The 12,281-nt window shown below is 62.0% G+C and carries 6 protein-coding genes; 4 read left to right on the forward strand and 2 right to left on the reverse strand.

Annotation, left to right across the window (positions count from 1 at the left end; genetic code table 11):
- Positions 1 to 8: 8 nt before the first annotated feature.
- The 4 genes from F4Y38_05985 (at position 9) to F4Y38_06000 (ending at position 9,015) form a co-directional block, all read left to right on the forward strand.
- The gene (locus F4Y38_05985; protein MXY48836.1) at positions 9 to 1,343 is read left to right on the forward strand and encodes a hypothetical protein; all 1,335 of its coding nucleotides are present in this window, start codon (positions 9 to 11) and stop codon (positions 1,341 to 1,343) included.
- A gap of 179 nt (positions 1,344 to 1,522) precedes the next feature.
- Positions 1,523 to 3,901: an FtsX-like permease family protein gene (locus F4Y38_05990; GenBank protein MXY48837.1), complete on the forward strand. Its 2,379-nt coding sequence runs from the start codon at positions 1,523 to 1,525 to the stop codon at positions 3,899 to 3,901.
- A 96-nt stretch (positions 3,902 to 3,997) separates the two neighbouring features.
- Positions 3,998 to 6,487 carry a GWxTD domain-containing protein gene (locus F4Y38_05995; protein ID MXY48838.1) on the forward strand — a complete coding sequence of 830 codons (2,490 nt, stop codon included), beginning with the start codon at positions 3,998 to 4,000 and terminating at the stop codon, positions 6,485 to 6,487.
- A gap of 17 nt (positions 6,488 to 6,504) precedes the next feature.
- Positions 6,505 to 9,015: a tetratricopeptide repeat protein gene (locus F4Y38_06000; protein ID MXY48839.1), complete on the forward strand. Its 2,511-nt coding sequence runs from the start codon at positions 6,505 to 6,507 to the stop codon at positions 9,013 to 9,015.
- Between the two features lie 17 nt (positions 9,016 to 9,032).
- Here the strand turns inward: F4Y38_06000 and F4Y38_06005 are convergent, their stop codons facing one another.
- Both F4Y38_06005 and F4Y38_06010 read right to left on the reverse strand, forming a co-directional pair.
- On the reverse strand, positions 9,033 to 10,148 hold the full coding sequence (locus F4Y38_06005) for an aminopeptidase (GenBank protein ID MXY48840.1): 1,116 nt from the start codon (positions 10,146 to 10,148) through the stop codon (positions 9,033 to 9,035).
- Positions 10,149 to 10,310: 162 nt separating this feature from the next.
- On the reverse strand, positions 10,311 to 12,155 hold the full coding sequence (locus F4Y38_06010; protein ID MXY48841.1) for a hypothetical protein: 1,845 nt from the start codon (positions 12,153 to 12,155) through the stop codon (positions 10,311 to 10,313).
- Positions 12,156 to 12,281: the final 126 nt, after the last annotated feature.

Genomic DNA, 12,281 nt, shown 5'->3' on the forward strand with positions numbered 1-12,281 from the left:
AGAATGTAATGTCGGACGTGACCGTGACGTGGTCGAGCGGCGACGAGTCCGTGGCAACCGTGGACGACCAGGGACTGGTCACCGCGGTGGGCAATGGCATGGCGGAGATCACGGCCCAGGCCGGCAGCCTGTCTGCCAGTGCGTCGATTACCGTCGCGACTCCCGTAGCGACAAGTATCACGATCGAGCCTTCGTCGCATACCCTGGCGATGATCGGCGCGACGGTACAACTGACGGCAACGGTACGTGATCAGAACGAGAATGTAATGTCGGACGTGACCGTGACGTGGTCGAGCGGCGACGAGTCCGTGGCAACCGTGGACGACCAGGGACTGGTGACGGCGGTGAGCAATGGCATGGCGGAGATCACGGCCCAGGCCGGCGACGTCATGGGGACCGCGGCGATCACCGTAACCGTATTCGAGCCTGTGGCGACCAGCATCCTGGTCGAGCCGGATGCGCACACGCTCGAAGCAATTGATGCGACCGTGCAATTAACTGCCACAGTGCTGGACCAGCGTGAAAACGCCATGATGGACGCGACGGTGACCTGGTCGAGCGGCGACGAGTCCGTGGCGACCGTGGACGCGAACGGCCTGGTCACCGCGGTGGGCAATGGCACGGCGGAGATCACAGCCCAGGCCGGTGATGCCATGGGTAGCGCGGCGATCACCGTCTCCCAGGTTCCGGCGAACATCAGCATCGAGGTCGACGCCGAAGCCACCACGCTGACCGAGATAGGTCAGACCTTGCAGCTCATGGCATCGGTCAGCGACTCGAACGACGTGCCCATTGCCGAACCGGACGTAAAGTGGATGAGCAGTGACGAAGCCGTAGCGACCGTGGCCGAGGACGGATTGGTAGAAGCGGTGGGCGACGGCATGGCCGAAGTCACGGCCACTTCCGGTGAAGTGTCGGACAAGGTGAGCATTACGGTGATGGTGCCGGTTCCTGAGATTGAATACGTCGAGTGGGAAGGTGTGAGGGTCGAGCGCAATAAGTTGATATTCAGTACTTCAACAGGTTTTGAGATTGTACTAGAAGGCTCTGTCTGTTTCACGAAGAACAGTTTAATCGCAATTGTTGCACCCTTTCCCCCCGAGGGCATTATAGACTGGCATAATTCCGTGACTGGAGACACCCTTACCGTCCATTACTCCGTATGGCAGCGAAGCGATGATATGGGCAGTACATGGACGGACATTGAAGCCACACGGGTGATGTATGATGCATGCCCATACGATTCCGAAGTCGCGGGTGAGTATCGACTGGTCGGTGAGATTACGCTCAATGGTGAAAGAAGTCACCGCCGCAGCGAAAACACGTTTACCGTTGATCCCTGATCGACCAGGACGCGTATCAGCGTATCGGAAGTTTTGAATCTTAACAGTTTCCAACATGCAACCTTCAAGGGGATCGGCGGGTCGAAACCGTAGATCCCCTTTTGCATCCCACCGGGAATGCGGTTCCCCCGGTGAGTGCTTACTTTGTGCCACCGTGAGACCCAGGAGTGGGTGTGGCCATGTTCAAAAACCAACTCGTCATCGCGCTTCGGCACCTCTTCGGCAACAAGGGTTACTTCCTCATCAACACGCTGGGTCTTTCGACCGGCATCGCTTGCAGCCTGCTCGTATTCCTCTTCGTGCGCCAGGAGTGGACCTTCGATACCTTCCACGAGAAAGCGGACCGGATTTTCCGTGTGAACGTATCGGGGCAGGGCTTCGACGGTACCCCGTTCCGCACCGCGATTACACCGATTCCGCTTGCGCCGGCGCTGAAACGCCAGTTCCCCGGGGTGGTCGAAACGGTCAGGATCCGGTCGTTCGGTAGTGGATTGGTGGTGCGTGTCGGGGACGACACGTTCAGGGAAGATCGCATGCTCACCTGCGATCCCTCGTTCTTCCTGGTGTTTTCGTTTCCGCTTATCGAAGGAGATCCCGAGACGGTATTCGCCGATTTCAACGCTTTAGTGATCAGTCGGTCCATTGCGGAGAAGTACTTTGGCCAGGAAAGCGCACTGGGCCGGCGCCTCACGATCATGGATGAACCGTTTACCGTGACCGGCGTGACGGAGGAAACCCCGGGAAATTCCAGCATTCAATTCGATTTCCTGCTTCCCTTCGAGCGGACGATTGGCATGGCAGCCTGGCTCGCCGATGCCGTTGACAGCTGGAACTACTCGGTCACGTCCACGTACGCGGAACTGTCGGATCCGCAACAGGCCGATCTGCTCACGGAACAGTTCCCCGATTTCTCACGCGCCCATTTTTCGGGACAGATGTCCAGTGTGCTGGAAATCCAGGCGCTCACGGACACCCACCTGGACCCGGGCGTAGGGAACGGTCTGGGTACCGCCAGCGATCCGAACCGGTCCTACCTGCTGATCAGCATCGCGCTGCTCGTCCTTTTCATAGCGTGCGTCAACTTCATGAACCTGGCCATATGCCGTTCCTCGACCCGCGCGAAGGAGGTCGGTCTCCGCAAGGTGTTCGGCGCGCAGCAGTCGCAGATCGCGGGACAGCACCTGGGAGAATCGCTGGTGCTGAGTTGCTTCGCCCTCGTGCTCGGGGTGATCCTGGCCCATCTCTTCCTGCCCGTCTTCAATTCGCTGGCGGGGAGTTCACTCGTCCTCGACTACCTTTCCAGCGGTTTCACGCTGGCCGCACTCCTGGCGTTCACCTTGCTGGTCGCCCTTGTATCCGGCAGCTACCCGTCCCTGGTCCTTTCCCGGTTCAATCCGGTTGCCATCTTCCAGCGGCGGATCCAGGTCGGCGGGCCGAACCTGCTCATCCGGGGCCTCATGGTCGTGCAGTTCGGGCTGTCCGCGGCGCTCGTCGTCTCCATTCTGGTCATGACGCGGCAGCTGGATTTCGCCCGGACCGGGGACCTCGGTTTCAATGCCGAGAACATCGTCGTGATCGAGAAAGACCAGGGTTCCGGCAGCCTGGATGTTTTCAGGAATCGGGTGATATCCTACGAAGGCGTACTGGACGTGACCGGTGTATCAAACTCCTTCGGTCCGAACCGGGGACTGGCCCAGGCCGCGTACGCCGACACGGCCGGCAACCGGTTGGAAGCGTTCATGTATACCGTGGACTACGACTACGTGAAGACCCTGGAACTGAACCTCGTCTCGGGTCGCGATTTCTCGAGGGAGTTCGGGGGAGACGAATCGGGGTCATGCATCATCAACGAGGCCGCGGCCAGGTCGATGGGATGGGAAGATCCTGTTGGCCGCACGCTGCCGCACGGCGTCACGGTCGTCGGCGTGGTGGAAGACTATCATTACCGGTCCATGCACCACGAGATCGAACCCGTCATACTCACCCTGAATCCCGTGGTATTCGGGGATGAAATGGACCAGATCCGTTATTTCCTGGTGCGCGTCAGCGAGCGGGGCCTGCCCGCCACGCTGGATCTGCTGAGAGAAGTGTGGACCGAAGTGGCGCCGGGATCGCCCTTCGGGTACTTCTTCCTGGATGACGACCTTGCCCGCTTCTACGTGGAAGAGACCAACCTGGCGCGGATCTTCACCTATTCGGCGGTCTTCGCCCTGCTGATCGCCTGCCTGGGTGTATACGGCCTGGTTTCTTTGGAGGTCGTACGACGCACACGGGAGGTCGGCATCCGCAAGGTGATGGGCGCCGCCGTATCGGACATTATGGGCTTGCTGTCGAAACAGTTCGTCTACCTCGTCCTCATCGCGAACGTCCTGGCCTGGCCGGCGGCCTGGTGGCTCATGAATGAATGGCTGGCCGACTTCGCCTACCGCGCCGAACTCGGCGTGGGGCCATTTATCCTGGCAGGTATCGTGGTCCTTGCCATAACCCTGGTCACCGTCAGCCTGCAGACCTTCCGAAGCGCCCTGATCAATCCGGCGGATACCCTGCGGCGCGAGTAGGCGAATTAAGATTGACCACTGAATCGCTTTATTGTAGTTTTTTTAAGATATACCACTCCTTTCGCGTCCAAGCACGCCAACAGTTCTGTTTAAATCATGTCCAGATTCTGCGTACTGCTTGTTGCGGCCCTGGTGTTTTGCGCTTCACAGCGTCCTGCCCAGGCCCTGCTCGCACCCGCGCCCGTACCCGCGTCTGAGCATTCTGTACCTGAGAATCTCCATGATTCTTCCCTGGAAGCGGGCAAGGCGCATTACGAAGCAGAACGGTTCCGGGAAGCGCTGGCGCAGTTTCAGCAGGCGATAGAGGAGGACGGGGGTTCCGCTCCGGCGCACTACTGGCGGGGCATGGCTCACTACAAACTTGCAGCATATCGGAAGGCGGCGAGTTCGTTCAAGCGTACGGTCAAACTGGACGAGAAGTGGGCATCGGGCTACTTGGGGCTGGGCAAGTCCTACCTGCGGATCAAATACCGGATACTGGACGCACGCAACGCCTTGCGCATGGCGGCCAGGCTGGCGCCGACCGACCCGGAAATCCAGTACCACCTGGGCATCGCCCATATGAACCCGCGACTGACCGACCAGATTGTCGGCGGCGCCAGGGACGGACGGTCTTTTTTCCTCAAGGCGACGGTTTTGGATCCTGCCCATCCCGATGCTTTTTACCAGATCGGCCGTTGTTACGAACGGCCCGAATCGCCCGAATTCGACAAGGCGATGGCGGCCTATCTCTCGCAGTTCAAAGTTAATCCTTTTCATAACGACGCACTCGGCCGTTTCGTCTACCTGGCCCTGCTAACCGACTGGTACGGTCTGGCTGTGGAGCTGCTCGAAGGGGCCGAAGACGACCTGGGCGCAGCCGACGACCTGGGCGCAACAGACAACCCGGGAACAGCCGACGACCTGGGCGCATTGGGACCGGCTATAATCGGGGCCCTGCGGAAGCAATTCAGCACGCTTTCCGAAGACGCAAAACCACGGCCCGACGTGTTGCATGAGGTTATTGAGACCTACTTTTCCCTTATAGAACCTGACGAAAAGGAAGTCTACCGGGACCTGGCGCACGTAGCCCCGCCTGACGAACTGGCGTCCTGGCAGGAAGCCGGCGGCAGCGGACGCGATGCGCGCTGGCATGCATTCTGGAACGCCAGGGATTCGAATCCCGCCACGGTGGTGAACGAACGCCTTGTGGAGCATTACCGGCGGGTGATGTACGCCCGGTACCATTACTCGCAGGGTCAGCATCCCTATGACCGCCGCGGCGAAATACACGTCCGCTTCGGAGCACCGGAAGACCGCCGCGGCGACGTCCATATAGCGGATCGAAACGCCTACGGGTCGGCCGCGATTGCCGATGATCCGGCCGTGGACGCTGTCCGGGAGCGGAATAACCGGTACGGTTATCGATTGCGTGTCGACCGGGGCCGCATGACGATCGTCACGCCCGAGGGAATGACTGAAGAAATGTACGAGGCCGGCGGTATACTGGCCGACGGGATCGTCGCATCAACCGGACAACTGGCCATGCAGGATGAGAGAAAGTTGATGGGGCACGGATACGCCACCGAAAGCTGGGTATATGCCCGATACGGCCTGGAGCTGTTCTTCGTCGACCAGTTCGGCGGGGGCAGGTTCGATTACCCATGGGGAAACCTGCTAACGTCCCCGCAGGAGACGGTCCGGCAGGAACTGTACAGTCCCCGGCGGCTCGCCGGGGAACTGATCAAGCGCAGTCCCGAGGAATACCGGCATGACTTTGGCGGAGAGCCGCTCGAGTACGCCTTCGACGCCGTAAGCTTCAGGGCGGACAACGGTGCGACGGAACTGGACCTGTCCTACAGCATACCTGTATGGCAGTTCGGGGATGTTTCGGACGGCAAGGGGAACAGCACCAGGCTGGAGCACCTGGTCACCCTGCGCGATTCGGCCATGAGCCCGAGGTTCAGCCACGCGTTCGGATTCGGTCCCTTCGACCGGCCGAAGCGGCAACTGGCCGAGAGCCACGTGAAAGTCCCGGTGTATACCTTGCCCGAGCGCGTCGTGGCGCCGTCGGGAGATTACACGCTAGCGGTCCAGGTGCGGGACGAAACGTCGCAGAAAATCGGGGTGTATCGAAGGCCGGTCAGGCTGTCGGATTACAGCGGGGAAGAACTGCTCATCAGCGACCTCAAGCTGGCCACCCTGATCACGCCGTCCGGCGTACAGGGCCCCTTCGTGCGCAACGGACTGAACATCACGCCCAATCCGGGACGACTCTACATCCGGGAAAACCCCGTTTATGTCTACTACGAGGTTTACAATCTCAACCTGGACGGGGAGGGGAAGACGGCGTACGAAATCCTCTACGAGATCAGTCCCCGGAACGGTAATGAGCGGCGTGGCTGGTCAGCCCGCGGGCAGGGGGACATGCAGACGGTGATGATGGTTTTCTCCGGAGCAGGATACGCGGCCGAGGACCGGGAGTACACGTCGCTGGATACCTCCAGTTTGCCGGCGGGTGAATACGTGCTCACCGTCACGTTCACCGATTTGAACGCGGGAAGCAGTGTGACCAAATCGGCCAACTTCCTGGTCATGGAACGGTAGGAAAGTTCAAGGAGACCATGACTACACTCCTTTTTGTTGCGACGGCCGCCCGTTTCATTCCGGCTGCAGCGTTGATACTGTTCATTGGCGCGCCGTGCGGCCAGTCGCTTGCCCAGTCCGGTTCGTCCGGGTCGACACCGACAGGCTCACCAGGGACAGGCCCGCTGGAGACTACGCCGGCCGGCCTGTCCCCGCTCGAAGAGGGCAGGCGCCTCTACGGTCTGGGCGCGTACAGCGATGCGCTGTCTCACCTGGAGCAGGCGGTCCTCGATGACGAAAAGGCGGCGCCTGCCCACTACTGGCTGGGGATGGCTCTGTACGCCCTGTCCAGGGACGAGGAAGCGCTCGAGTCCTTCAAGACGGCTGTACGGCGGGACAAGTACTGGGCGCCGGGTCACGTTGGCATGGGACTCGTATACGCGCGCATGCCCCGCCGGAGGCTCGATGCGCGGAAGGCGCTTCGTAAGGCGTTAAGACTCGACCCGGGAAGCGCGGAATACCGGTACATCATGGGGCTGACCTTCATGGACCAGGGCGACAAGGGCTGGCTGATCGGCAGTGACCCGGATGGACGGGACTACTTCCAGCGGGCCGTGGAGTTGGATCCCACGCATCCGGACGCCTGGTTTCAACTGGGACGATGCTACGAGGAACTGAATCTGGCTGACCGCGAAAATCTGGTCAGGGACCGCTACAACGACTACATCCAGGCGTTGAACGCCTATCTGAAACAGTACCAGGTCAATCCGGAACATCCCGAGGCGCTTCGGCGATTCGCGGGAATCTGCCACCGGTTCGAATACTACGAACGGGGCGCGGAGCGGCTGCGGCAGATGGCGGAGGAGATGGAGGGCATCGTGCCGGATGTGATCAGGGCCATGCTCACGCAGTTCGAAGCGTTGACCATGAGCAACGAGCAACAGTACGATCTGCTCCAGCGGTCGCTGGAGACGTACATCAAGACGCTTGACCCGCCGGAACAGGAAGTGTATGCGGATCTGGTCCACGTGGCGCCCCCGGACGTATTGGAAGCCTGGCGATCCTCGGAAGGCGCGGACCGGGAAAAGGTGTGGCGGGACTTCTGGAACGCCCGGGATTCCAATCCGGCCACGGTCGAGAATGAACGCCTGGTCGAACATTACAAGCGGGTGATGTACTCCAGGCTTCTGTATTCCAGTGGACAACATCCCTATGATCGCCGCGGAGAGGTGTATGTCCGTTATGGGGCGCCCGACGACCGCCGCCGTTTCGTGTTCAGCCCCTACCAGGATCCAGACATCAACCACCAACTCACCGGGAATCCCGCCGTGGATGCGATCCGTGAAAGGAACCTGCTTGCGGGTTATCAGTTGAGGCTGCAGGGAGGTCCGGGACAGGGGTTTCTTTTCGGAGGCTACGGCACCGCACCTCCACCCGCCGTGGATTTAATCGCGATGCGGGCGAAAAGGGAACTGAACTACGGTTACACGGTCGAAAGCTGGGTGTACGTAAAACACGATATGGAACTTTTCTTCGTGGATCTGCTGAGTAACGGCAATTTCGACTATCCATTATGGACCGCCGATGCGAACCGGGGTACCATGGTCCGTCAGCACCGGTACCATCCCACTCGGGTTGCCGAGGAACTGATAGAGAAAACTCCCGAGGACTATGCGCACGATTTCGGCGGCGAGTCTCTGGACTATGCCTTCGACGTCACCACCTTCCGGGGGGCAGGCGACTGGACGGTGATGGAACTGGCCTACAGCATTCCGGTCTGGCAGTTCGGCGACGTCACCGACGGCCGGGGGGCCGAATCCTTCCTGAGCAACCAGGCCGCGCTGCGCGACTCGGTCTTCAGCCCTGTGTTCAATCAGAGGTTCCGCTTCGGGCCCATCGAACGGCCGAAGCGTAAGATAAGTTCCGATCAGGCCAGGGTGTCGGCTTACGCACTGGCAGTCGACGTACAGGTGCCTCCGGGCCAATTTACGGCGGCGGTGGAGATGAGAGATGAAGCCTCACGGCGCATCGGCATATACAAGAAACCGGTTACCGTTCCCGACTACGGGGGGCGCCATCTGATGATCAGCGATCTCAAGCTGTCCACGGGCATCACGCCGGCCGACCAGCCCGGACCTTTCGTCAGGCAGGGACTGAACATCTTACCTCATCCCCTGCGCGCCTACGGACGGGGACAGTTGGTTTACGTGTACTACGAAGTATACAACCTGGGCCAGGATGAAGCGGGCAGTACCTCCTACGCGACCCACTTCGAGATCAACCCCGAGGGCATGCCGGATTCACGCGGTCGATTCGGTGGCCAGCCTGGTCGGCCAGGTCAGCCTGGACGGCGTGATGGGCCCGGAGACCAGCAGACCGTCGTCCTGACCTACGAGGGCGAGGGCGATGCGTCCGAGGAAGCAGAATATACGGCGATCGACACCGCGGACCTGACGCCCGGGGTGTACGTGCTCAATGTGACGGTGGAGGACCGGCAAACCGGGGAGCGCGTAACCCGATCGACCAGCTTCATTCTATTGGAGCAGTAGAAAGTCCCGCCGGTCCGTCACTTCAGCCGTTCCGGGTTCAGGCCCCCCAGTTCCGGAACGACGAACCTCCCTTCCCTCCGGATCACTTCCCCGTCGAACTCGATGGTCCCGCCGCCGAATTCCGGCGTCTGGATCATGACCATGTCCCAGTGGACGGCGGACCGGTTGCCGTTGTCGGCCTCCTCGTAGGCCTGACCCGGCGTGAAGTGGAAGGACCCGGCGATCTTCTCGTCGAAGAGGATGTCCAGCATGGGCGCGGTGATGTGGGGGTTGAAGCCGATGGCGAATTCGCCGATGTAGCGCGCCCCCTCGTCCGTGTCGAAGATCTCGTTGAGCTTCTCCGTCCGGTTGCCCGTCGCCTCGATAATCCTGCCTTCCTCAAATCTCAGTTGCACGTCCGTAAACGTCACGCCGTGGTACAGTGTCGGCGTGTTGAACCGGATGACGCCGTTGACCGAGTCGCGCACCGGCGCGGTAAAGCACTCGCCGTCGGGGATGTTGCGGTCGCCCGAGCATCCCACGGTGGGAATGCCGCGGATGCTGAAGGCCAGGTCGGTGCCCGGACCCGTGATCCAGACGCGGTCCGTGCGGTCCATGCGCTCCTTCAGCGGCGCCAGCGCCCGTTCCATCTTCCCGTAATCCAGCGTGCACACGTCGAAGAAGAAATCCTCGAAGGCCTCGGTGCTCATGCCGGCCTGCTGCGCCATGGACGGAGTCGGCCAGCGCAGCACAACCCACCGGGTCTTCGGCACCCGGATTTCGAAGTGCACGGGCTTGAGCCAGCGTTGCTCGTAGAGCCGCATGGCTTCGCCCGGGACGTCCGACATCTCCATCACGTTACGGCTGCCGCGCAGGGCCATGTAGGCCTGCACCCGCTCCATGCGATGGGATTCATGGGCGCCTGCGGCTTCCATGGCGTCCTCGTCCCCGGCGCGGACCAGTTCCCGCATCACGCGCTGGTGCTTGATGGAGACCAGCGGCACGCCGCCCGCCTCCCGGATCGCGCGGATCAGCGAGATCACCATGTCGTCGGGCACGTCGAAGGCCTCGACGAGCACCCGGTCCCCGGCCTTTAATTTCGTCGAATGTCCGGTGAGCACTTTCGCCAGGTCGCCGTATCGTGGGTCGCGCATGGGGTTCTGTCTCCGTTGGATTTCAGTATTGTGATCTTATAGTTGGATCGGCCTTTCACGCGGTCACTCGGGAAATCGCCGGGCATGCTCAGATCGCGTCCGCATGCGCTGGTCCTCCGCCCGCACCAGCCCGTGTCCGCGCCCGCCGCCCACGCCTGCGTTTCACACCTCGATCCGCCCCGGTTTCACGTCCACCGCGCCCGACGCCGATATCCTGACCAGCATGGCGTCTTCGGGTTCGAAGGCCAGGTACACCGTCCGCTCCCTGCCGTTGACGTGGAGAACCACCTCTCGCTCGACCCGATCCGTAGAACGCCAGCCCTCGTAAGCCATGGGGTACCGGATCCGCTTCGTGTCGGGATGGGCGAAGAATACATGGTAGTCGCCGTCGACCTCCCGGCACCAGAACTCCGGCGCGTCCCGGCCGCTCACGAGGGGAGGATGGCGTAGCGCGGCGACCGGATCCGCCGTGACCGAGGGCTGGCTCATCAGTTCCGTCAGGCGATCCCCGTAATCCGCTGGCGGACGGTGGCCCGGTGCGGCGATCCGGCGCGGAACGCAGATCCGGGCGCCCTCCCGGGCGAGGCGAAGCAGGGCCGAAAGGCCGTCGCCGTCCAGCCACTCCGCGTCCACGTAGATCATGGAAAACGCAGCCTCGCCGTACCGGACGCGCCTGTCCTCCACAACCGCCTCCTCCAGAAAAGGCGTCGAGATCCACAGGGGGTGATAACCGAGAAGGCCGGCCGGCCGTTCAACGGTCTGCAGTTCCCAGTAGTAGTTGGCGGCCGGACCGCGCCGCTCCTCGGGCAGCAGGTGGCGCATCCAGTGGTCTTCCAGCGGAAGGTATACCGCCACGTCCGTGCAGGTCCTGCCCTGCTTGACGAAATCGGCGGCCTCCGCCAGATAGGCGTTAAAGGCCGGAAGCTGGCCGGCGAACCCGCTGTCCGGACCGACGTGCGTGGTCGCGTAGAAGGTGTTGGACCCGCCCGGCGCATTGTAGGGCATGCCGTGCCAGACGATGTGGTTGACGCCGTTGGCGAACACCGCGTCCGCCATGAGCTTCAGGTCCTCCACCTTCTCCTCGCCGTGATGGGGCGACGGCGCGGGCCACGGCTCGTAGCCGTAGATGCAGGTGAAGGTCTCGCAGGTCACGACGGGCCGCGCACCCAGGGCCGCCGCCGAACCCGGGATGGCCGAGAAGAAGGTCTCGAACAGCAGGGCCTCGGATTCAGGGACGTCCGCGAGCGCGAAGGCGGCCAGCAGGTCGGCCGGCGCTCCGTGACACTGCACGCGGCTCACGGAACCGAGACGGCGGCAGATTTCGGCATAGGGCCTGAAGAAGCCCTCGATCGCCGCGTCCGACAGGAGCTTCCGGTAGTCGTAACGCACATCGGGATGCTCGTCGATCGATGCCTTGAAGGGTTCCAGGTCGTACCCGAATCGGTCCCGGAAGACCGGATCCAGGTGCGCGCTCCAGAGCCCCTCCGGGTACACCTCCCACGAATCGGAGAACAGCGCCGAGGTGGTGCCCCGCAGGGCCGGTTCCAACGCGCCGCCGACGTGGCCGGCGTACCGCTCCAGCGCGTCCGGATCCAGGTGGTTCAGGATCCGGCCCCGGCCGTAGTAGGACAGCTCCCACGACTTCTCCAGCCGCTGGTCCGAAGGCCCGCCGAATACCTGTCCCCCGTCCTCCTCCGGTACGATCGACCCGCCGAAGGGCCATGAGGTGCTGAAGGTGAAGTCGCATCCGATACCCAGCCGGTCCGCCTCCGCCTTGGCGCCGGCGACCAGGCCGGACCACGCCTCGCTCAGCCAGCGGGGTCCTTCCCCGGCCCCGGGCTGCGGATACATGAAAGCGATCTCCACCCCGCCGAACCCCTGGTCCCACACCCATTTAAGCTGAGACCTGACGTCTTCTTCCCGGATGTCGTCGTGGAACCACCACCAGCGCGTGTAGGGACGGGAGTCCGAAAAGGGGCGGTAGGTCCTGGTCAGTTCGTTCGACATGACGGCCCTTTCGCCATGACGGCTCTTTCGCCATGACGGCTTTGATCACTGGTCGTTTCGCCTTGCATAATCTATACCGGAATCCCGCTGGGAACACTATATTATGCGGAGCCCGGACACACCGTG

Source organism: Gemmatimonadota bacterium (assembly GCA_009838645.1).
GTDB lineage: Bacteria > JAAXHH01 > JAAXHH01 > JAAXHH01 > JAAXHH01 > JAAXHH01.

Bases quoted from the DNA above. Each gene is read 5' to 3' on its own strand.
- F4Y38_05985 (MXY48836.1), top strand. From the start codon at position 9: ATGTCGGACGTGACCGTGACGTGGTCGAGCGGCGACGAGTCCGTGGCA.
- F4Y38_06005 (MXY48840.1), bottom strand. From the start codon at position 10,148: ATGCGCGACCCACGATACGGCGACCTGGCGAAAGTGCTCACCGGACAT.
- F4Y38_05995 (MXY48838.1), top strand. From the start codon at position 3,998: ATGTCCAGATTCTGCGTACTGCTTGTTGCGGCCCTGGTGTTTTGCGCT.
- F4Y38_06010 (MXY48841.1), bottom strand. From the start codon at position 12,155: ATGTCGAACGAACTGACCAGGACCTACCGCCCCTTTTCGGACTCCCGT.
- F4Y38_06000 (MXY48839.1), top strand. From the start codon at position 6,505: ATGACTACACTCCTTTTTGTTGCGACGGCCGCCCGTTTCATTCCGGCT.
- F4Y38_05990 (MXY48837.1), top strand. From the start codon at position 1,523: ATGTTCAAAAACCAACTCGTCATCGCGCTTCGGCACCTCTTCGGCAAC.